The 20,331-nt window shown below is 67.2% G+C and carries 16 protein-coding genes and 1 tRNA gene; 11 read left to right on the top strand and 6 right to left on the bottom strand.

The window, feature by feature from the left end:
* Positions 1-26: 26 nt before the first annotated feature.
* The 6 genes from ACTDXD_RS17875 to ACTDXD_RS17900 all read left to right on the top strand — a co-directional run bounded on the left by ACTDXD_RS17875 (position 27) and on the right by ACTDXD_RS17900 (position 8,438).
* On the top strand, positions 27-1,754 hold the full coding sequence (locus ACTDXD_RS17875) for an ABC transporter ATP-binding protein (RefSeq protein ID WP_440123635.1): 1,728 nt from the start codon (positions 27-29) through the stop codon (positions 1,752-1,754).
* Positions 1,754-3,496, top strand: coding sequence for an ABC transporter ATP-binding protein (locus ACTDXD_RS17880; RefSeq protein ID WP_440127682.1), 1,743 nt, complete (start codon positions 1,754-1,756; stop codon positions 3,494-3,496). Before ACTDXD_RS17875 ends, ACTDXD_RS17880 begins: the two co-directional genes overlap by 1 nt.
* Positions 3,497-3,509: 13 nt before the next feature.
* The gene (locus ACTDXD_RS17885; protein WP_440123636.1) at positions 3,510-4,145 is read left to right on the top strand and encodes a TetR/AcrR family transcriptional regulator; all 636 of its coding nucleotides are present in this window, start codon (positions 3,510-3,512) and stop codon (positions 4,143-4,145) included.
* Positions 4,135-4,992: a siderophore-interacting protein gene (locus ACTDXD_RS17890; protein ID WP_440123637.1), complete on the top strand. Its 858-nt coding sequence runs from the start codon at positions 4,135-4,137 to the stop codon at positions 4,990-4,992. The genes ACTDXD_RS17885 and ACTDXD_RS17890 overlap by 11 nt, the downstream gene beginning before the upstream one ends.
* A 29-nt stretch (positions 4,993-5,021) precedes the next feature.
* Positions 5,022-6,947: an SEC-C metal-binding domain-containing protein gene (locus tag ACTDXD_RS17895; RefSeq protein WP_440123638.1), complete on the top strand. Its 1,926-nt coding sequence runs from the start codon at positions 5,022-5,024 to the stop codon at positions 6,945-6,947.
* A 147-nt stretch (positions 6,948-7,094) separates the two neighbouring features.
* Positions 7,095-8,438 (top strand): C40 family peptidase, encoded by a 1,344-nt coding sequence (locus ACTDXD_RS17900; protein WP_440123639.1) that lies wholly within the window; start codon positions 7,095-7,097, stop codon positions 8,436-8,438.
* Positions 8,439-8,504: 66 nt separating this feature from the next.
* On the opposite strand, the gene greA is transcribed toward ACTDXD_RS17900, so the two are convergent.
* Positions 8,505-8,999 (bottom strand): transcription elongation factor GreA, encoded by a 495-nt coding sequence (greA, locus tag ACTDXD_RS17905; protein WP_132471639.1) that lies wholly within the window; start codon positions 8,997-8,999, stop codon positions 8,505-8,507.
* Positions 9,000-9,225: 226 nt separating this feature from the next.
* The gene (locus tag ACTDXD_RS17910) at positions 9,226-9,654 is read right to left on the bottom strand and encodes a DUF4307 domain-containing protein (protein ID WP_440127683.1); all 429 of its coding nucleotides are present in this window, start codon (positions 9,652-9,654) and stop codon (positions 9,226-9,228) included.
* A 160-nt stretch (positions 9,655-9,814) separates the two neighbouring features.
* Between ACTDXD_RS17910 and mca the strand changes: the two genes are divergently transcribed.
* Genes mca through ACTDXD_RS17925 form a run of 3 tightly spaced genes read left to right on the top strand, consistent with a single transcriptional unit; the run spans position 9,815 to position 13,015 of the window.
* Positions 9,815-10,693 (top strand): mycothiol conjugate amidase Mca, encoded by an 879-nt coding sequence (mca, locus tag ACTDXD_RS17915; RefSeq protein WP_169687731.1) that lies wholly within the window; start codon positions 9,815-9,817, stop codon positions 10,691-10,693.
* A complete protein-coding gene (locus ACTDXD_RS17920) occupies positions 10,690-11,004 on the top strand; it encodes a hypothetical protein (protein ID WP_440123640.1) in 315 nt (104 codons plus the stop codon). Before mca ends, ACTDXD_RS17920 begins: the two co-directional genes overlap by 4 nt.
* Positions 11,005-11,023: 19 nt before the next feature.
* Entirely contained in the window at positions 11,024-13,015 is a 1,992-nt protein-coding gene (locus tag ACTDXD_RS17925; RefSeq protein WP_440123641.1) for a thioredoxin domain-containing protein, read from the top strand.
* Between the two features lie 41 nt (positions 13,016-13,056).
* Here ACTDXD_RS17925 and ACTDXD_RS17930 read toward each other — a convergent pair whose 3' ends face one another.
* Positions 13,057-13,719 carry a TetR/AcrR family transcriptional regulator gene (locus tag ACTDXD_RS17930; RefSeq protein WP_440123642.1) on the bottom strand — a complete coding sequence of 221 codons (663 nt, stop codon included), beginning with the start codon at positions 13,717-13,719 and terminating at the stop codon, positions 13,057-13,059.
* A 143-nt stretch (positions 13,720-13,862) separates the two neighbouring features.
* Between ACTDXD_RS17930 and ACTDXD_RS17935 the strand changes: the two genes are divergently transcribed.
* Positions 13,863-15,947, top strand: coding sequence for an ABC transporter permease (locus tag ACTDXD_RS17935; protein ID WP_440123643.1), 2,085 nt, complete (start codon positions 13,863-13,865; stop codon positions 15,945-15,947).
* A gap of 52 nt (positions 15,948-15,999) precedes the next feature.
* Here ACTDXD_RS17935 and selB read toward each other — a convergent pair whose 3' ends face one another.
* The 3 genes from selB to ACTDXD_RS17950 form a co-directional block, all read right to left on the bottom strand.
* On the bottom strand, positions 16,000-17,760 hold the full coding sequence (gene selB / locus ACTDXD_RS17940; protein ID WP_440123644.1) for a selenocysteine-specific translation elongation factor: 1,761 nt from the start codon (positions 17,758-17,760) through the stop codon (positions 16,000-16,002).
* Complete coding sequence (selA, locus tag ACTDXD_RS17945) at positions 17,760-19,064, bottom strand: L-seryl-tRNA(Sec) selenium transferase (protein ID WP_440123645.1); 1,305 nt, start codon at positions 19,062-19,064, stop codon at positions 17,760-17,762. Before selA ends, selB begins: the two co-directional genes overlap by 1 nt.
* 35 nt (positions 19,065-19,099) lie before the next feature.
* A tRNA-Sec gene (locus tag ACTDXD_RS17950) sits at positions 19,100-19,191 on the bottom strand.
* Between the two features lie 57 nt (positions 19,192-19,248).
* Here ACTDXD_RS17950 and selD point away from each other — a divergent pair.
* Positions 19,249-20,268: a selenide, water dikinase SelD gene (gene selD, locus ACTDXD_RS17955; protein WP_440123646.1), complete on the top strand. Its 1,020-nt coding sequence runs from the start codon at positions 19,249-19,251 to the stop codon at positions 20,266-20,268.
* The last annotated feature ends 63 nt before the right edge of the window (positions 20,269-20,331 follow it).

Raw genomic sequence — 20,331 nt, forward strand, 5'->3', positions numbered from 1 at the left:
TCGTTCGGAGAAGGTGCATGCAACCTATGGCTACGGGATCAGGCATTCGGAGCCTGCTGTATCCGGTAGGCGTTCGCCTCCTGATTTCCGGTGTGCTGCAGGTGTTCTGTGCGATCGGAACGGTGCTTCCGTTCATTGCGATAACCGAGGTGACGCGGGAATTGCTCGGCGGCGGAGTTGTCCCCTGGGGTTGGGTGTGGGCCGCGGTGGTAGCCCTGGTGGTGACGCCGCTCGTTCACAGTTGCTCGTTCTCGCTCAGCTTCGGGGCGAGCCGCGACACCCAGTACCGGACACGGCGGAACCTGGTCGGTCATCTCGCGCGGGTGCCGCTCGGTTGGTTCGGTGGCGTCACCGGGGGTGGACTACGCAAGCTAGTGAGCAGCGACGTGGCCGCTCTGACCGGGCTGATCGGTGAAGCGGTTCCGCTCGCACCCCGGTTTGCCGCTGTCTCGGTCCTCGCGATCGCCTACCTCGCCTGGATCGACCCGCTTTTCGCGATCGTGATCGCCCTGCCGGTGGTCATCGCTTCTGTACTCCTGGTCCGCCGCCCGCCGATAGCTCCCGACCTCGAACGGGAGTACCGTCGCGCCGCTCGGGGGTTGAGCGAGCGCGCGACCGAACTCGGCCAGGGTATGGCCGTCTGGAAGGTGTTCTCGGGCAATCGCATTGCCGACGACAGATTCGTCGATGCCATCGACCAGCACACCCGCTCCTACCTCGCGACCGAACGCGCCCGGGACAGGCGGGGGCGCCTTCCGCTGACTCTCTCGTCATGGTCGTTCATCCTGGTGTGGACGACCGTGTGGGGCGTGGTCTTCGTCGCGACCGACCTGCTGGTGCCGGCGGATCTCATCCCCTTCCTGCTGATGTGCTGGATCGTGTCGCGCGCTGTGTGGCTTGTGCCGACGTTGCGGACGCTGGTGAGTCGCAGCCGTGCCCTTGCCGAGTCGCTGGACCGCGCGTTCGCGACCCCGGAACTCCCGACGGGAGACCGGACTCTTGCCGCACGCCGCGACATCACCATCCGTTTCGCCGACGTCACATTCGAATATGACAGAGGCAGAACGGTTATCGAAGATATCGATCTCGAGCTGACCCCCGGTACGGTGACCGCTGTGGTCGGCCCGTCCGGGTCGGGGAAATCGACGTTGACCCGCCTGCTGCCACGATTCTGGGACGTCACCGGAGGCACGATCACGGTCGACGGGATCGATATCCGCGGGCTGGATCCTGCTGAGCTCTACCGGCTGATCGGTTTCGTCTTCCAGGATGTGCGGATGCTGCGACGAACCGTGGCCGACAACATCCGCCTCGCGGATCCGGCGGCGAGTGACGAGCGGGTCCGAGCTGCAGCGCGCGCGGCGCGTATCCACGACCGGATCCTGGAAGAGCCGCTCGGATACGACGCAGTCATAGGAGAGCACGTCTCGTTCTCCGGGGGCGAGGCCCAGCGCATCTCGATCGCGCGGGCGATCCTCGCCGATCCGCCGGTTCTCGTTCTTGACGAGGCGACGTCGGCGGCGGATCCCGAATCCGAATCCCTCGTCCAGGACGCGATCGCAGCACTGAGCCGAGACAAGACCGTGCTGATGGTGGCCCATCGATTGGAGACCGTCGTGAATTCCGACGTGATCGTGGTGATGGAGTCCGGCCGCATCGCCGAGCGCGGCACTCACACCGAGCTGATGAACCGAGGCGGACGATACGCAAACATGTGGCGATCGGGCTTCGCGACGACGGGGGCTGCAGGGTGATGCTCACCGCTCTCGGTCGGGCCATCGGCCCCGCAGCAGTCGTGCGATTGCGCCGCACGTTCGTGGCGACCGGCGCTGTCGCGGTACTGGAGGCAGTCGGGCTCGCGATGCTGGTGCCGTTGCTCACCGACCTGTTCGCCGACAACTTTCCCCGCGTGTGGTTGTGGACCGCGCTGCTGGTGGTGATCGTCGCTACGGCAATGGTGGCACAAGACGTGGTGACCACCCGGCGGCGTCGCGACACCTCGGAGTCCGTGGCCGCGCTGCAGAGGCGTATCGCCGACCACGCCACCACATTGCCGCTGGGGTGGTTCGGTGCCGCGAACCAGGACCGCCTGACGCGCATCGTCACCGATGCGGGTGAGGCACTGACACTGACGGTCAACGGCATCATGGCAATCAACCTGCGCGCATTGGTTCTCGGCGCATCGCTGTGGTTCGTGCTCGTGTGGATCGACTGGCCTACTGCGGCCGTCGGTGCGGCCGGACTCGTGCTGCTCGTGGTTCTGTACAGGGTCGCCATCCGGTTGCTGCGCGGTGCCACAGCCGCGCAGGAGCGCGCGGCCGAGGACATCAACGGCAAGATCGTCGAGTTCGCGCAGAACCAGCCTGTACTACGCGGATACGGGAGAGTGGGCGATGCCGACACGGAGCTGTTGTCTGCGATCGACGAGATGCGTCGCGGTGCGGCGAAGTATTTTCGCGGTGCGATCGTCGGTGCCGTGCTGTTCGCGATCGGCACCGGTGTGTTCTTCTCCGGTGTTCTGGTGGTGGCTCTCCAGCGGGCCGACGGCGAGAGTCTCGCCGTGGCCTCTGCCGTGTGCGCAGTTCTGTTCGCGGCGCTGCTGGTCGATGCTGTCGCGGCGCTCGGACGGACCGGAAGTGTCATCCGTGAAGCAGAGGGGATCCTCGCTGAGGCGGGCGACCTGCTCCGGGTGCCGGCGCTGCCCGAACCCGCCGTGCCCGTCCCGTCCGGGCACGACAACTCCCTCGCATTTGATGACGTTTCCTTCTCGTACATGTCGGGACGTGCGGTACTGCGCGGGGTCGGGTTCGACGTTCCTGCCGGCACCACGTGCGCCGTGGTGGGGCCCTCGGGATCGGGGAAAACCACGCTGGCACGATTGGTCGCGCGATTCTGGGACGTCGAAGCGGGCTCTGTGCGCATCGGGGGAGTCGACGTCCGTGACATGGCGACGGCAGACCTGATGGCGCGCGTGTCGCTCGTATTCCAGGATGTATACCTGTTCGACGGCACCATTCGGGAGAATATCGGCATTGCCGATCCCGGTGCATCGGATGCCGATTTCGAGCGTGCGGCCCGGTTGGCACGGGTCGACGATATCGTCGAACGGCTGCCCGACGGGTGGAACACCCGGGTCGGTGATCACGGATCGTCCCTGTCCGGTGGTGAGCGACAACGTGTCTCGATCGCGCGTGCGTTTCTGCGCGATGCTCCGATCGTCGTCCTCGACGAGCCGACGTCCGCGCTCGATCGCGAGAACGAAACGGCGATTCTTGCTGCTCTCGGCGAATTATGCCGCGACCGCACGGTTCTCGTCACCGCCCATCGTCTGCATACCATCGTGAACGCCGACCGCATCGTCTTCCTCGAGAACGGTGAGGTGACAGAGACCGGGAGTCACGACGAGCTGATGGCGGCCGGCGGACGCTACGCTGATTTCGAAGCGACTCTTGCGCGTAGGCACCGGCCGATCGTCACCGCGGGGTCCCCGGAATGACGGTGTCGACGCGATGATGTTTCCATACCGCAAACCTGGGCCGAAGGCCCGATTGTCGCGAGAGGTGATCCTGCGTGCTGCGCTGGCGACCTCGAGAGAGATCACCATCACCGGGATCGCCGAGCAGCTGGGGTGCTCTGCAGCGGCGCTCTACCGGCATGTCGAGAGCAAGGACGACATCGTCATCGGGGCTCTCGAACTGCTCATCGCCGAGACGCCACGACCGGATCCTGCCCGAGGCTGGCGCGGTCTCCTCGAGCAGGAGTGCGACGTTCGCTGGCGGCTGTACGAGGGACATCCCGAACTGTTCGCAGCCTGGCCCAGAACAGGGCGACCTGTCATTGCATCGGTACGCCGCAACGAGTGGGTGGCGCTCCGTGTCGCCGACGCCGGCTTCGACCTCGCAGACGCCCGCGGAGTCGTCGCAGCCATCGCCGCAGCCGCCGCGGATTACGGCCTGCTGCTTGCATTCCAGCAGCGGCCGGGCGCGGTGCAGGCCCTGGATGCGCGCCTGGGAGTTCTCGGCCCCGAGATGCGCGCCGTCGAACAGGACAGGTTGTCGCGACCCCGACATCATTTCGACAGGCAGCTGCGGATCCTGCTGGACGGATTCGCAGTCCATTACGAAAGGGCAATAGATGAGTGCTGATTCTGGACCGGCCGTGACCGAAGAACGTCGTGAGATCGAACTGATCATGCATGATCTGACTCCGCGGGTACTGAAGGTTGTCCGTGTGGAGAATCTCTCGCGGACGATGCGTCGCGTCGTAGTCGGGGGTGCTGCGCTGCAGGGGTTTCCGTACGTGACGATGGCTCCCGATGACCACGTGAAGCTGTTCTTTCCGGATGCCACGACCGGACGAATTGCGATGCCCGAGATCGGCCCGGACGGGATGCGCATCCCGGCTCAGGGACCTCGGCCCGAGGCCCGTGACTACACCGTCCGTGCATTCGATCGTGAATCGCTGGAATTGACACTGGACTTCGTACTCCACTCCCACGGCATTGCGGGCACGTGGGCGTCGAAGGCTACGCCGGGTGACGAGGTCGGTGTGCTCGGACCGCGTGGTTCGCACGTCTATCCGACGGGGTACGACTGGTATCTGCTCGTGGCCGACGAGACCGCGCTTCCTGCGCTCTGCAGGTGGATCGAAGAACTGCCCTCGGACACGAGAGTGGTGGCCTTCGCCGAAGTCGCCGACGAGCACTCCGAACTGATTGCATCGGGACGAGACGGTGTCGAGCTCACCTACCTGCATCGGCACTCGGCGGAACCGGGTACGACGACACTGCTCGCGGACGCGGTCCGCGCGTGCGAGTTCCCGGACGGCGAAATGTTCGCGTGGGTGGCGGGTGAGGCGGGATCGATCAAGCCGATCCGTTCGTATCTCACCCGCGAACTGGGGCTGGCACGGGGCCGGGCGAAGGTCGACGGGTACTGGCGTCTGGGCAAGGCGGACCACGATCATCATGAGGTGATCGAGGAGGACGACTGACCGGGCGTCCGGACCGTACGATCGCACCCGTGACCGACTTCGACTACGACCTCGCCGCCGATGACGCACTGATCGCCGCCGTGCTGACTCTGCTTCGGGAGCACGGCCCGCTCACACTCGACGAGATAGGGGAGCGACTCGCGTCGGGCCACGATGCCGACGACCTGGACTTGCCCGTCGATGAACTCCCCGAGCATCCGATGCTGGCCTACCTGAGCGACGGCCGATACGCGGCATTCGACGCGCTTCTCGGCGGACGTGTCCTGACGCATCGGCTCACCGAAGCCGAGGTGGCGTCGGCGGTGCTTCCCATCGACGAGATCTACCCTCTGCTCGTGTTCGTGACCGGCGACGAGGGATACGACCTCGTCGAGATCGATCACGAACCCGACCGGCTCGACGATCGCGGCATCACCGATCTCGCACCATTCGGCAGTGAGGTGCTCGTGTTCCCCCGGGGTGCATTCGCCGAGTTGTCCGCCGGGGACCTCGTGGCCGCGACCGTGACGGAAACGGGATTGATGGTCGCGCCGGCGACCGCCGAGGTCGATGTCGTTCCCGAATTGACCGCGGTGCTGGGGGAGGCGCTCGCGTCCGGCGACCCGGCGTATCTCGAATCGTCGGTGTACGCCGTGATGGTGGAGGCACCCACGTCGTTCACCGTTCCGACCCTTCCGTTGTCGGAACAGATCGAGGCGGCGGGGCTCGAGGTGTCGGGCGGCCTCGTGGCGCCGCCCGGGTTCGATTTCGCAGGGTATCTTGCGCAGAGTGCAGTCGATTCCTACGCCGAGCAGGTCGGAGTACCGGTCGAGGCGGTGCCGGGGGTCGTGTTGTTCGCGTCGCTGGTCGATGCGATCGATTCCGGGGACGACCACGATCTCGAATCGCGGTTCTCGGAGGGCAAATCCGGGTTGTTCGCAGTGTTGGCCGACCCCGATGTCGCGTCGACGGTTCTCGACGAACTCCTCGAGCAGGCGATCGATCCGAAGGCGATCGAACGGGCGGCGTTGTGGATGAAAGACCACGGACCGCGGAAGGTCGACGCGGCGGCGTTCTGGATGGCGGGCAAGGCCGCAGAAACCGATGCGCGCGTCGACGAGGCGGCTCGCCACTTCGAGCGTTCGACGGACCTGGATTCGGAGTTCGATCCGGCGCTAGAGGACCTCGCCCGGTACGTCTCCGACAGCGGGGACGCGGTCCGGGCGCTGTCGTTGCTGGGCCGGTCTCTCGACGGTCCGGATCATCCGCTGTATGCGGTGTTGGAGGCTTTCCAGCCTGTCGAGCGCCCCGATCTGGGTCGCAACGATCGGTGCTGGTGTGGTTCGGGGCGCAAGTACAAGGCGTGCCATCTCGGCAAGGCCGAGTATCCGCTGGAGGCCCGCGCGCCCTGGCTGTACTTCAAAGCCTGCATGCAGACGACGCAGGTCTCGTGGCGGGACCATCGCTTCGCCCTTGCGGAGGCACGCAGCGGCTACAGCGACAACGACGACGACCTGTTCGAGGCTCTGTCCGATCCGTTGCTCGACGACGTCATGCTCGGTGAAGGCGGAGGGTTGGTCGAGTTCGCTCAGGTGCGTGGGCATCTGCTGCCCGACGACGAACGCGAACTTCTCGCGCAGTGGCTGCCGGTGGAGCGGTCGGTGCACGAGGTCGAGGCTGTCCGGCCGGGGGAGGGGCTGACGCTGCGCGATCTGCGTTCGGGTGAGCGGCGCGACCTGACCGCGCCGGAGGTGGGCGAGGACGTTCCCGTCGGCGGGCTGTTGTGCGCGCGAGTCGTACCGGTCGCCGGCACCTGGAGGATTCTGGGGGCTGCCACACCGGTGACTCAGGAGCAGGGCGACGCGATTCTCGGGCTGGTCGATGACGACGGCGAGCGGGCCGACGAGTACGCAGGCGTCGTCATCGTGGAGTTACTGACCGATCCCTCCCTCTCCACGCAGGCAACAGACGGATAACGGCGAGTACCTCCAGTCACACTAATCCCACCCGCCACTCAACTAGAACGTGTTCCTAAATATATGTGATATCAAGTAGCGGAAGCCGTGCTCGTGACCGGCATCACAAGTACGGTTGGGGTCGTTCAGGATGGATGGGGGTTGCGGATGTCGGTAGACCCGTCTGCGGTCATCGTGGCAGTGGCCACGGCAGCGAGTGCGCTCGTGCAGGGAGCGGACGTACCAGCAGAAATAAAAGATCAAGTGACACAAGCGATCGAGTCGTTCGAGGCGGGGGCACCGGACACCGACAAGCAGGTCGAGGACTTCGTCGCGTCGCTACCCGAGCAGGTACAGGGACAGGCCCAGCAGGTGGTCGCCGACACCACCGACTCGGTCGCGGCGGCCATCGAGCCGCACTTGCCGGAGGAGGCGATCGAGGCGCTCCGACCGCAGGAGCCCGCACCGGAATCTCCGATCGCACCGGCGGCCCCGGCCCCGCGACCGAGCGCGTTCGGAATCGCGCCGGTGCCCCAGGCGCCGGTACCCGGCCCGCAACCGACCGCCACGATCGGTGGCGTCACCCTCCCTTCGATCCCGGCGATCCTGCCCGGTACAGGTCTTGCGCCCATCGGTGCGATCGCGGTGTTCGCCCCGTGGTTGCGCAAAGCCGGGGAAATCTGCGACGGCATCACCGCACCGGTCCTCGCAGCTCTGTACTCGGCAGAGAACGGCTTCCGGTTCGGAGCCACCGCGCCCGTGTCGCCCGTGGGTGCGAAGGGGCCGGGACAGTTCATGCCCGGCACATGGCGCGAGTACGGCAAGGACGCCGACGGGGACGGCAAGATCGACATCCTCGGTATCGCCGACCCCGTCATGGCCTCCGGCAACCTGCTGTGCGACAACTACAAGCAGATCGACGACTGGAAGAAGCGCGGGCTCGTCGAGGGCAACACGTTGGATCTCACGCTCGCGGCCTACAACGCGGGTGCGGGTGCCGTCCGTCGGTCGGGCGGCATGCCATCCGGGTCGCCCGACTACGAGAACCAGACCAAGCCGTACGTCGCGAAGATCCGGGCCACCGAGGCGGCGTTCTCCCGACTGCTGTCGCCGTTCTTCGGCCTCGGTCTGGGAGGTACGAGCGACGTCGGCAACCGTGTCGTCGATCTCGCCTTCAAGTTCTTGGGCCTGCCGTACGTCTGGGGTGGAGGCAACATCAACGGCCCCTCCGGAGGCGGCTTCGACTGTTCGGGCCTGACGTCGTACGCGGTGCACGCCGCGACCGGCATCACCCTGCCCCGCACCTCGGAAACCCAGTGGCACGTGGGCACCGAGATTCCGCTCGAGCTCGCCCGCCCGGGCGACCTCCTGTTCGGCAACTGGCAGGCCGGCGGCCCGGGCCACGTCGCGATCTACATCGGCGGCGGCCAGATGGTGCACGCCCCGACCACCGGTGACGTGGTGCGCGTCGGCACGGTGTTCCCCGACATGAAGGCGCGTCGGATCATCTGACGCGGTGAGAACGCAGCGATGCCCGGCCGGAAACACCGGCCGGGCATCGCTGCGTGTACGTCGGAATCAGCCGTGGTACGGCTCTGCGGAAACCAGCGTCACCTTCATCGTTTTGCCGTTGGGCAGCGCGTACTCGCGTGTCTCGCCGACCTTCGCCTCGATGAGGGCCTTGCCGAGCGGGGAGCTGGGCGAGTAGGTCTCGAGCTCGCTGTTGCGCGCGCCTTCTTCGCGGGTCGCGATGAGGAACGTTTCCTTGTCGGATTCGTCGCCGTCGTAGTACACCGTGACGACCGAGCCGGGCAGCGCGACACCGGACTGCGTAGGTGCGACGCCGACCTTCGCGGCGCTCAGCAGCTCCTGCAGCTGACGGATGCGTGCTTCCTGCTGACCCTGTTCTTCGCGGGCGGCGTGGTAACCACCGTTTTCCTTGAGGTCACCTTCTTCACGCCGCTCGTTGATCTCGGCCGCGATGACGGGACGATTGGCGATGAGCTGGTCCAGTTCCGCCTTGAGGCGGTCGTGGGACTCCTGTGTCAGCCAGGTCACCTGGGTCTCGGTCATCATCGATCACTTCCTTCGGGTTGGAGCCCCCGGCTCCGTGGACAAGTCGTGCATACGCAACGACCGCAACAGCACGACCCGCGTCGTTCCCCCCTGGAATGTGGCGAACGGGGTCGTACTGTCTCTAATGCAGCAATACACGGCCCCAATGGGTGGAACCGTGTATTGGCATATTCTAGCACCAGATCTGGATTACGCGCGGAAAGCGCAGCGTAACGGCATCAGATCAGGGTGCGCGCAGGTATTCCGGAACGTTGAAACTGCAGCCGTAGCCGTCGCCCATACCGGGGCGCTGTGACGTCTTGACCGTCGAATCCAGAACCACCGTCGATGAGTCCGACGCCGGGATGAGGACTTCACGCCGCCCGGTTTCGCTGCCGTCCCGCGACCGCGCACGGACGATGCACACCGCCTCCTGCGACGGGTCCTGCCGCGTGACCGACAGCTTGATATCGAGGGTGTCGTCGTCGACGACGTTGAACGCCACCACTTCGTATTCGATCTCGGCGGGTCCGAACTGCTGGTACATCACGAATCCGAGCCCGATTCCAGCGAGGACGCCGAGGGCGGTGAAGCCCCACTTCTTGCCGCGCGTCGTCCGTGCCTTCGACGGGTATCTCGCGCTGCGTCGGGGTTGTTCTGCAGTATCGGTCATCATTTTCTTTCAGGCCCGGGCCGAAGTTCGGGTGCTCCCGTGGGGCCACGGCTGACGGAGGAGCGCTCAGGTGGAACTATAGGGGAGGGATCCGGACGGCCCGCACCGGCGGTCGCCGCCCTGTCCCGAGATGTACACGACGGTGAGGTGGAGGAAACACGTGAGCGGACTACGGCTCATGGCCGTGCATGCCCATCCCGATGACGAGTCGAGCAAGGGTGCCGCCACTACGGCCCGCTACGCGGCAGAGGGGAACGACGTGCTCGTCGTGACCCTCACGGGTGGCGAACGAGGAGACATCCTCAATCCTGCGATGGACGTGCCCGGTATCCGGGATCGTATGCCCGAGGTTCGGCGCGAGGAGATGGCGACGGCAGCGCGTCATCTCGGCGTGCAGCATCGCTGGCTCGGTTTCATCGACTCCGGTCTTCCGGAGGGCGATCCCAAGCCGCCGCTGCCCGACGGGTGCTTCGCGGTGGTGCCACTCGACGAGCCCACACGCAAGCTCGTCGAGGTCATCCGAGAGTTCCGCCCGCACGTCATGACCACGTACGACGAGAACGGCGGCTACCCGCACCCCGATCACATCCGTTGCCATGAGGTGTCGATGGCGGCGTACGAGGCGGCAGCAGATCCGAACTACCATCCCGAGCTCGGCGAGCCGTGGGAAGTGAAGAAGGTCTACTACTCGCACGGCTTCATCCGCAAGCGCATCGAACTGTTCCGCGACGAGTACGAACGCCGAGGCGAACCGTTCCCGATGGAGGAGTGGCTCAGCCGGTGGCGCACTGAGCAGGGCGATCTCATGGCACGGGTGACCACCCAGATAACCTGTGGTGACTATTTCCCGAACCGCGACGACGCGCTTCGGGCACACGCCACCCAGATCGATCCGAACGGGTCGTTCTTCGCGGTGCCGCTGGACATCCAGCAGAAGGTGTGGCCGACCGAAGAGTTCGAGTTGGCAAAGACCCGCGTCACCACGACGATCCCCGAGTCGGATCTTTTCGCGGGTATCGAGGACGGACAGGTGAGATGACGTTAGGCACGCTGGCAATCGAGGTTCTTGCACAGGAACCCACCGGCCCCGAGTTCGGTAAGGCGTCGCCGGTCGGGTTGGCACTTGTGCTGGTACTGCTCGTGGCCATCGCCCTGCTCATCTGGAATATGAACAAGCGGCTGAGCAACCTTCCCGAAAGTTTCGATACGGACAGTCCCGAGGCAGACCAGGCCGCAGACGAAGGCACCGACCGCGGCGCCGCCGCTGTGAACATCACGAAGACGGACGAGGCTTCTGCAGAGACGGACAAGGCGAACAAGACGGGACACAGCACCCCCGAGACGAGCTGATCGCACGTAGCGTGAGGGGATGGCGAACAGGCTTGCCGAGTCCCTCAGCCCGTACCTCCGTCAGCACGCGGGCAATCCCGTGCACTGGCAGGAATGGGGCGGCGACGCGCTCGCCGAGGCTCGCGACCGGGATGTGCCGATCCTTCTGTCCGTCGGCTACGCCGCGTGTCACTGGTGTCACGTCATGGCGCACGAGTCGTTCGAGGACGACCACACCGCTGCGCTGATGAACGAGCATTTCGTGTGCATCAAGGTCGACCGGGAGGAACGTCCCGACATCGACGCGGTGTACATGAACGCAACAGTTGCGATGACAGGGCAGGGCGGGTGGCCCATGACCTGCTTCCTCACACCGGGCGGGGAGCCGTTCTACTGCGGCACCTATTACCCGAAGGCGCCGCGCGGTGGGATGCCGTCGTTCACTCAGTTGCTCGGTGCGATCGCGGATACGTGGCGCAACCGCCGCGACGACGTCGCGAAGGCTGCCGCGGCGATCGTTGCCGAACTTCAGCGCAGCAGTGGCGGACTGCCACCGGGCACCAGGATGATCGGCCCGGAGCTTCTCGACGCGGCTGCGGCGTCGGTCGCGGGGGACGAGGACAAGATCCACGGTGGCTTCGGTGGCGCACCGAAGTTCCCGCCGTCGAACCTGCTGGAGGGCTTGCTCCGCGGATACGAACGCACGGGGGATGCGGAGACGCTGGGGCTCGTCGAACGCACCGCCGAGGCCATGGCGCGCGGAGGCATCCACGACCAGCTCGGCGGCGGATTCGCCCGCTACAGCGTCGATTCCGGTTGGGTCGTGCCGCATTTCGAGAAGATGCTCTACGACAACGCGTTGCTTCTGCGCGTGTGTGCGCACCTGGCTCGGATCACCGATTCGACCCTGCCGCGCCGTGTCACGGAGGGAATCGCCGGCTTCCTGCTCCGCGATCTCCGTACCGGAGAGGGGTGTTTCGCATCAGCACTCGACGCCGATACGGACGGCGTCGAAGGCCTGACCTACGTGTGGACGCCGCAGCAACTTGTCGACGTTCTCGGCGACGAGGACGGAGCGTGGGCAGCGGGAGTGTTCGCGGTCACCGACACCGGGACGTTCGAAGCCGGTGCGTCCGTCCTGCAGTTACCTGCCGATCCGGACGATCAGGCACGTACCGATTCGGTTCGTGTGCGGCTGTTCAGGGCGCGGTCGACCAGGCCGCAGCCGGGTCGCGACGACAAGGTGGTCACCGCATGGAACGCCTTGGCGATCACCGGTCTCGTCGAGGCCGGCCTTGCGTTGGGAAGACCGGGCTGGGTGGACGCCGCCGCAGCCTGCGCACGTGCACTACTGAGCCTGCACCTGGTCGACGGCCGCCTCCGGCGCGCATCGCTCGGCGGATCGGTGGGAGCGCCCGCCGGTGTGCTCGAAGACCACGGCGCCTTGATCACCGCTCTGCTCGCGCTGTATCAGGCCACCGGTGAGGTGCGGTGGCTCGACCCTGCCCGGCAGTTGGCCGACACCGCGCTGACCCACTTCGCCGATCCGGACAGGCCGGGTAGCTGGTTCGATACCGCTCACGATGCCCAACAGCTCGTGGCGCGGCCGCGCGATCCCGTCGATGGTGCGACGCCGTCCGGTGCGGCATTGATCGCCGAGGCCCTGCTCACGCTGGCGGGGGCGGTCGACGACGGGGGCCGGTACGCGGAGGCGGCCGACGCATCGTTGGGCGCCGCGTCGGTCCTGCTCGACCGCGCTCCGCGCTCCGCCGGACATTGGCTCACCGTCGCCGAGGCCGCGGTGCGTGGTCCGATCCAGGTGGCGCTCGTCGGGGAGGGCGAGTTGCTCCGGGCCGCGCGACGTGAGGCACCGGGCGGATCGCTCGTGGTCGGCGGCGAGCCGGACTCGTCTCCACTTCTGCGGGGCCGGCCCCTTGTCGACGGAGCGCCCGCCGCCTATGTCTGCCGAGGGTTCGTGTGTGATCGGCCGGTCGGTTCGGTGTCCGCGTTACGCGAAGCGCTGACCCAGTGACCGGGCACGCGGCAGCACCAGAGGCTGGGCCACACCAAAGGCTAGGGCCACACCAGGGAGCTGCGTGCTCCGAGGAAATCGCCTTCACTGGTCACCGGTGCCTCGAGTAGCCCCGCGCACGCGTCGATGAGGAAATTGGCGAAGCCTGTCCAGTTGGGCGGGGCCTTCTCGGACTCGAGGCGCGCCTCGTAGTCGGCGCAGAGATCGGTGACGATGCGACCGAGGATCCAGGATCGGCCGGTGAGGACCGACGGTGGGATCTCGGTGAGTAGCGCACGCACGCGCTGGATGAGATCGTCCACGACCGGATCGGCCGTGATAGCACCTGCCACGGTTTCGGTGACCGACGGAACGCTTCGCATCTGGCGGAGGAATCTTGCACGCCAACCCGGGACAGGCATCGATGCGAGCTGGTCGGTGAACGGAACGATCAGGCAGCTCAAGAGATCCCGTAGGCCGGATTCCGGGGCGAGCATCGCGACGAGCTCCCGTCGTCGGGCGTGGGTGTCTTCGGAGAACCGATGCAGCAGGGCGCGGATGAGTTCGTCGCGTCCGCCGAAGTGGTAGTTGACCGCGGAGTGGTTGGAGTTGCCTGCGTGTTCCGCGATGCGCCGGTTCGACACTGCGTCGATGCCGTGTTCGGCGAAGAGTTCTTCAGCGGAGTCGAGCAGGGTCTGCCGAACTCGATCGCCGTAGCTGCCCATGTCCGCTTCCGTCGCTTCCTGTGTCGATCGATGTCCCCGCGGCATGTGGGACGAACGTCACCAGTCTTGCAGCTTGGAGGATTTAAGACACCTAGCGTAGCATTTTTAAGTCACGCAACGTAATTATTCGAGGAGTATCGCAGATGTCCACAACCACCCTCGAGCAATCCGCCAGCGGTCCGCCGGGCGATGGCGAGACCACAGAAGCCGACCTTGCTCGTGCACGTAAAGAACAGATCGGACGTGTAGTCGCGATCTTCGTCATGCCCTTCCTGATGGTCGGGATGATGATCACCGGGTATCTCTTCGCGATGCACGCCCCGGCGCCCCACAACATGCCCATCGCCGTTGCCGGTACGAGCCAGCAGGTGGAACAGTTCGCTCGGTGGCTCGAGGATGCCGACCCCGACGCCGTCGACGTGCGCATCGTTGCGACCGACGAACAGGCCCGCGATCTCGTTTTCGACCGTGAAGTTGCAGGGGCGGTCTCGCTGTCGGACACCGGCTCCGCCACGCTGTACACAGCGGGCGCGGCAGGCGCATCCCAGTCGTCCACGGTCACCGGCCTCGTGGCGCCGCACGTGATCGGCCAGGGGCTCGACCTCGTCACCGAGGATCTGGCTCCGCTGCCCGGCCACGACACCGCCGGTCTGGCGGCGATGTTCATGGCGACCGGTCTGATGCTCGCCGGGTACATGCCGTGGAGTATCACGCTGTCGAACTCGCCCGAGCTGCTCCGTAAGCGCCGCGCGATTCCTCTGCTGGCCGGCTGGTCCGCGCTGATCGCCGCCCTCGTGTGGTTCGTTGCCGATCCGGTGCTCGGTGCCGTCGAGGGGCATACCGCAGCGGTTCTCGGAATCTCCTGGCTTGCAGTGTTCGCGGTGGGGTCGGTGCAGTTCTTCCTCACCCGGATCTTCGGTCCGATGGCGGTGCTCGTCGGCATGCTGTTCGTCATGGTGCTCGGCGTGCCTGCATCCAACATGGGTATGTCGATCTACACGCTGCCCTCGATGTACGTGAAGTTGCACTCGTTCCTGCCCACCGCGGCAACCGGTGAAGCGCTCCGCTCCGTCCTGTACTTCGACGGCGTCGGGCTCGGTTCCCACATTCTCGTGATGGTGATCGGTGCCGTTCTTGCGCTCGCTGCGGTATTCGGGATCGACGCGATCAAACGCAAGCGGAACCCGGATGCCCGCGACCCCGAGATCACGGTCGCCTCACTCACCGCAGGACCGCGTCCGCAACGCAATTGGGTTCGTTACGTGACGCTCGCGGCCTTCCCGCTCGCCATGGTCGTCATGATGTTCTCGATCATGCTCGGTGCGATGTACCAGCCGGCGCCCCGTGAGATGCCCGTGACAGTGGTGGCCGCTACCGAGGATGTGGCAGAACAAGCGGTCGCAGGCCTCGAACAGAACATGGACGGACTGTTCGACTTCACCGCGTCGGCATCCGTCGACGAGGCGCGTGCCGCGGTGCAGGATCGCAGCGTCGTCGCAGCATACGTGCTGCCGTCGGCCGATTCGCCCACCGCCACGTTGATCGCGAACCAGTCGGCGGGTATGAGCCAGCAGCAGGTCGTGTCGATGACGTTCCAGCAGGTAGCCGCAGGCCAGCAGGTCCCGCTGACGATCGAGGACATCGCCCCGTTGCCGGGGTCCGACACCATGGGCACGGTCGCGATGTACGTCGCGATGGGCTGGATCATGTCGGGCTTCATGCTCGCCGTCGTGGGCAACAGTGCCGCTCCCGCAGCCATGCGACTGAAGTCGCTGCTGCCGATCGCCGCCGGGTTCTCGGTGTTCATGTCGCTGGTCGTGTGGGTGATCGCTTCTCCGCTCACCGGCGCCGTCGACGGGCACGTTCTGCAACTGTTCGGCACCGGAGTGCTGGCGATCTTCACGACGTCGATGTTCGCCACGTTCCTCACCCGGTTGTTCGGCATGCTCGCCGTGGTCCCGGCAGTCGCAGTCCTGATGTTCCTGGGTGTGCCCGCGTCGAACGGTGCAATGTCGATCTTCATGAGCCCGGAGATCTTCCGCGTGCTGCACGACATCCTGCCGATGCCCGCGGCGGTGGAGTCGGTCCGATCGATCATGTACTTCGGCGCGGACAACGTCGGTGGCCACCTGGTGACGTTCGTGATCTGGGGTGTCGTCTCACTCGCACTCGTGGCCGCGGTCGACCTGATTCGCTCCCGCAAGTCTGCGCAGGAAGCCGAGATCTAGCGTCGCGCGCCCGTCGATTCGTTGCACTGGTCCGGTCGGCCGGTTTCAGCTCTTACCGGGCTACCTCGCGACGGTCGTCGGCGAGCCGCCGCGTGCGGCCGGCTCGGTCGAGCTGATCGAGCAACGGCAGCACCACCCGTCGGGTCGTCCCCAGCCGCTCCCGCGCGGCGCTGGTGGTGAACGGCTGCTCCAGCTCCCGAAGCCGTGCCACGGCGGCGTCGGCGGCGTCGGGAAGCAGGACGATCCCCGGGCCGACCCGCCACAGCTGCCCGCTGCGGTCGGCCGCTCCCAGAGCCCGGTCGTCCAGGCCGAGCTCGCGGAGCCGGTCGGCCGTCGGCGCGACGAACGGCGCCGCGAGGAGATCGCGGCGCACCACGTCGACTGCCGTCCGGACCTTGCTCGGCAGTACCTCGGTTGCTGGTCCGGAGACCCGGCCCCCGACCACGCGGAGGGGCAGGCGTACCAGCTCCCGGACCAGGTCGGGAGTGGGCAGTCGCAGCTGCGACGCCAGAACGGTCAGCGGGACGGCCGGATCCAGCGGATGCGCGCGAGCATGCTGCTGGACGAGTGCGGGCAGCCGATCGGCGACCGCTCTTGCGAGAGCGGGTGCGACGAGCCACGGCCCTACGGCCAGGTGGTCGCCGGCCTCCTCGGGGATACCCAATCGACGCAGCTGCTCTCGGTGCAGGAGCCCGCGGCGGCCGAGTTCGTCCGTCAGCCTCGCAGTGCCGTCGGCGCCCGCGAGTTGCCGGGCCCGGCGTGTCGCAGCACCGCGTCGCCGGAGACGTGGCGGGTCGGGATCGAGCACGTCGGCACGCCAGATCATCCGGCGTCCGGGGTCGCGAAGCAGGGCGCGGTCGCCGATGCGGAGAGGCAGCGCCCGGTCGAGGGTGAGCCTGACGAGATCGTCTCCGAGCGGGCGACAGCGGACTGCGACATCCACCGCCCCGATATGCAGCACTGGAGCGAGCGGAGGCCGGTCCGTTCCTGTGATCCGCACGTCCACGACGGAGGTGTGGTGCCATGCGCCGGGTGTCACGAGCACACTGCCCCGCACCACGTCGTCGACTCGGCCGCTCAGATTGAGCGCGACCCTGGCCACGCCGCTCACTGCTGTCTCGTCGCTACCGAGCGCTTGAACACCGCGTACCCGCACAGGTGTGTCGTCGACGGCGAGTGTGTTTCTGACGACGAGGGTGTCTCCGACGCGGACCGTCCCGGCGGGCAGCGTCCCGGTGACGACGGTCCCCGCTCCTCGCACGGTGAACCGGCGGTCGACCCAGAGCCGGACGTCGGCGTCCGGATCCGGATCGGGCAGCTCGGCGACCATCGTCACCAAAGCTGAGCGAAGGTCGTCGAGCCCCATCCCGGTGTGGCCGCTCACGGCGACGACGCGAGCCCCCGCCAAACCGGTGCGGGCAATCTCCGCGGTGGCCTGCGCGGCAGCGGGACCCGGATCAGTGAGGTCGGCGCGGGTTACCGCGATGACGGCGTGCCGCACACCGAGAGCGTCGAGCGCGGCGAGGTGTTCGGCCGCTTGCGGCATCCACGGGTCGTCGGCGGCCACCACGAACAACACCGCCGGGACCGGTCCCACTCCGGCGAGCATCGTCGTCAGGAAGCGCTCGTGTCCGGGGACGTCGACGAAGGCGACCTCCCCAACGTCCGGCCAGGACGTCCAGCAGTAGCCGAGCTCGATGGTCAGCCCTCGCCGCCGTTCCTCGGCGAGCCGATCGGGGTCGGCGCCGGTGAGCGCTTCGACCAGCGTGGACTTTCCGTGATCGACGTGGCCGGCGGTCGCGATGACGTGCATCAGCGTTCTTCGTGGCCGGCCGCGCACCTGACGGCGTCGATCAGGTCGTCGTCCTCGTCGGGAGCGACCGTCAGCAGGTCGAGCAACAGCCGGGCGCGCTCGACTCGTCCGACGACAGGTTTCGCGCCGAGTCGCAATGGGCCGGCGAGGCGTTCGGGCAGGGCGATCGCGACGCTGGGCAGGATGGCGTCCGGGGCACCGCCGCCTCCCACAACACCGTCGGAGTCGAACACCTCCGGATTCAACTCGGCCGGGAGCGCGGCGCAGATCGTCCGCGCCCGGGCACGGAGATCGTCCGGCCGAGCGGCCAGCGCGGCCGGCACCGGAGGGGTCGGCCCCGTCAGGGTCGCCTCCAGCGCAGCCAGGGTGAGCTTGTCGACGCGAAGTGCGCGAGCGAACGGGTCGCGTCGAAGCCGCTCCACCAGTCCCGACTCGCCGAGCAGCAGTCCGGCCTGCGGACCTCCGAGCAACTTGTCGCCCGAGGCGGTCACGAGTTGCGCTCCGGCGCGCAGCGCACTGGCGGCGTCCGGCTCGTTCGGCAGACGCGGATGCGGGGCCAGCAGCCCCGACCCGATGTCGACCACCACCGGCAGGCCCAACCCCGCCAGCTCCCGGACCGGCACCGACGACGTGAAGCCGCTGACCGTGAAGTTCGACGGATGCACCTTGAGAACGAAGGCGGTGTCGTCGTCGACCGCCGCGGCATAGTCGCTCAGACGCACCCGGTTGGTGGTACCGACCTCCCGCAACCTGGCGCCCACGGACTCCAGCAATTCCGGGATCCGGAAGCCGTCGCCGATCTCGACCAGCTCGCCCCGCGCGATCACGATCGAGCGGCCACCGCGCGCGAGCACCCGGGCGACCAGTGCGAGCGCGGCTGCGCCGTTGTTGACCACGTGGACGCCTCCGGCGTCGGGCACCTGCTCTGCGAGGGCCTGGAGGGCGCCACGCCCGCGCCGGCCGCGCCGACCCGTGGCCAGGTCCAGTTCGACGTCGGTCGCGCCTGCCGCCGCGGTCACGGCGTCCACCGCCGCGCGGGAGAGCGGGGCGCGGCCGAGATTGGTGTGCACCACCACCCCGGTCGCGTTGACGACGCGGCGCAGGGTGGTCGCCCCGTCGGGCAACGATGCGACCGCTTCGTCGGCGACGGCGGCCGGTTCGATCTCGCCGGCGCGGCACCGCTGCTGGGCCGCGGTCACCGTCTGCTTGACCAGACGGGTGCCGAGCCGGTCGACGGCCTCACGCAATCGCGGGTCCGCGAGGATCTGGTCGGTGCGGGGCGTGCCCCGTCTCGGGTCCGGCACGCCCCTCCTCATCCCACGGCTGACCTGAAATCCGGCGGAGGCGGACGGGAATCGAACCCGCCTGACCCAGATGCTGGGCCACAACGGTTTTGAAGACCGCGTCCATCACCAGACGAGAACCGCCTCCGCGCTCACCCTAACCGAAGTCGAGCCCCGTGTTACGGCTCGCCCGTATGTTGGGCCCATGACCACACACGTCCACCTTCCCGAGGGCATCAGACTCACCCAGTACGCAGCCGGCGGTGGCTGCGCTTGCAAGGTTCCGCCGGGTGAGCTCGAGCGGGTGCTCGGTGGTCTGCAGGGCGGCCGTGCCGGAGGCGACCTGCTGGTCGGTGTCGAAAACGGAGACGACGGGGCGGCGGTCCGGATCGACGCGGCACCCGACGGGAGCGGCCGAGCGCTGATCGTGACCGCCGACTTCTTCACCCCGGTCGTCGACGACCCCTACGACTGGGGACGAATCGCCGCCACCAACGCCATGTCCGACGTCTATGCGATGGGAGGCACGCCGATCGTCGCGGTGAACCTGCTCGGCTGGCCGCGGGAACTCATCCCCTTCGAGCTGGCTGCCGAGGTGATGCGGGGCGGTGCCGACGCGTGTGCCGAGGCCGGTGCTCATCTCGCCGGCGGGCACAGCATCGACGATCGGGAGCCGAAGTACGGGCTCGCGGTCACCGGGCTGGGCGACCCGGACCGCCTGCTGCGCAACGATGCTGCCGCGCCGGGCCTGCCGCTCACCCTGACCAAACCGCTCGGACTCGGCATCCTCAACAACCGCCACAAGGCCACCGGCGAGCGGTTCGAGGAAGCGGTCGCGGTGATGACGACTCTCAACCGCGACGCGGCGCAACTCGCCCACGCCGCAGGTGTCCGTGCCGCCACCGACGTCACGGGTTTCGGTCTGCTCGGCCACCTGATGAAGATGATGCGGGCCAGTGGCACAACCGCAGTGATCGATGCCGCGGCCGTGCCGTACGTCGCCGGAGCGCGCGAATCGCTCGCGGCGGGATTCGTGCCCGGCGGGAGCCGTCGCAATCTCGACTGGGTCCGTGACGAGGTCGACTCCGAAGTGGACGACGACGAGCTGCTGTTGCTCGCCGATGCCCAGACCTCGGGCGGTCTCCTGGTCGTCGGGGAGCTCCCCGGCCATCCGGTCATCGGCGAGGTGGTCCCCGCGGGCGAGCACGCGATCCGGGTGCGCTGACCTCGACGACCGCCGGACATGCCGACACACCTGCACGGGATCCCGAATACCGGGCACGAAGCG

Origin of the sequence: Rhodococcus sp. SJ-3 (assembly GCF_051918125.1) — a bacterium.
In the GTDB taxonomy this organism is placed as follows: domain Bacteria; phylum Actinomycetota; class Actinomycetes; order Mycobacteriales; family Mycobacteriaceae; genus Rhodococcus.

What these genes read in the sequence shown, in the direction of transcription:
- ACTDXD_RS17875 (WP_440123635.1), top strand. Translation starts at nt 27, where the DNA reads ATGGCTACGGGATCAGGCATTCGGAGCCTGCTGTATCCGGTAGGCGTT.
- ACTDXD_RS17880 (WP_440127682.1), top strand. Translation starts at nt 1,754, where the DNA reads ATGCTCACCGCTCTCGGTCGGGCCATCGGCCCCGCAGCAGTCGTGCGA.
- ACTDXD_RS17885 (WP_440123636.1), top strand. Translation starts at nt 3,510, where the DNA reads ATGATGTTTCCATACCGCAAACCTGGGCCGAAGGCCCGATTGTCGCGA.
- ACTDXD_RS17890 (WP_440123637.1), top strand. Translation starts at nt 4,135, where the DNA reads ATGAGTGCTGATTCTGGACCGGCCGTGACCGAAGAACGTCGTGAGATC.
- ACTDXD_RS17900 (WP_440123639.1), top strand. Translation starts at nt 7,095, where the DNA reads ATGTCGGTAGACCCGTCTGCGGTCATCGTGGCAGTGGCCACGGCAGCG.
- greA (WP_132471639.1), bottom strand. Translation starts at nt 8,999, where the DNA reads ATGACCGAGACCCAGGTGACCTGGCTGACACAGGAGTCCCACGACCGC.
- ACTDXD_RS17910 (WP_440127683.1), bottom strand. Translation starts at nt 9,654, where the DNA reads ATGACCGATACTGCAGAACAACCCCGACGCAGCGCGAGATACCCGTCG.
- ACTDXD_RS17920 (WP_440123640.1), top strand. Translation starts at nt 10,690, where the DNA reads ATGACGTTAGGCACGCTGGCAATCGAGGTTCTTGCACAGGAACCCACC.
- ACTDXD_RS17925 (WP_440123641.1), top strand. Translation starts at nt 11,024, where the DNA reads ATGGCGAACAGGCTTGCCGAGTCCCTCAGCCCGTACCTCCGTCAGCAC.
- ACTDXD_RS17930 (WP_440123642.1), bottom strand. Translation starts at nt 13,719, where the DNA reads ATGGGCAGCTACGGCGATCGAGTTCGGCAGACCCTGCTCGACTCCGCT.
- ACTDXD_RS17935 (WP_440123643.1), top strand. Translation starts at nt 13,863, where the DNA reads ATGTCCACAACCACCCTCGAGCAATCCGCCAGCGGTCCGCCGGGCGAT.
- selB (WP_440123644.1), bottom strand. Translation starts at nt 17,760, where the DNA reads ATGCACGTCATCGCGACCGCCGGCCACGTCGATCACGGAAAGTCCACG.
- selD (WP_440123646.1), top strand. Translation starts at nt 19,249, where the DNA reads ATGACCACACACGTCCACCTTCCCGAGGGCATCAGACTCACCCAGTAC.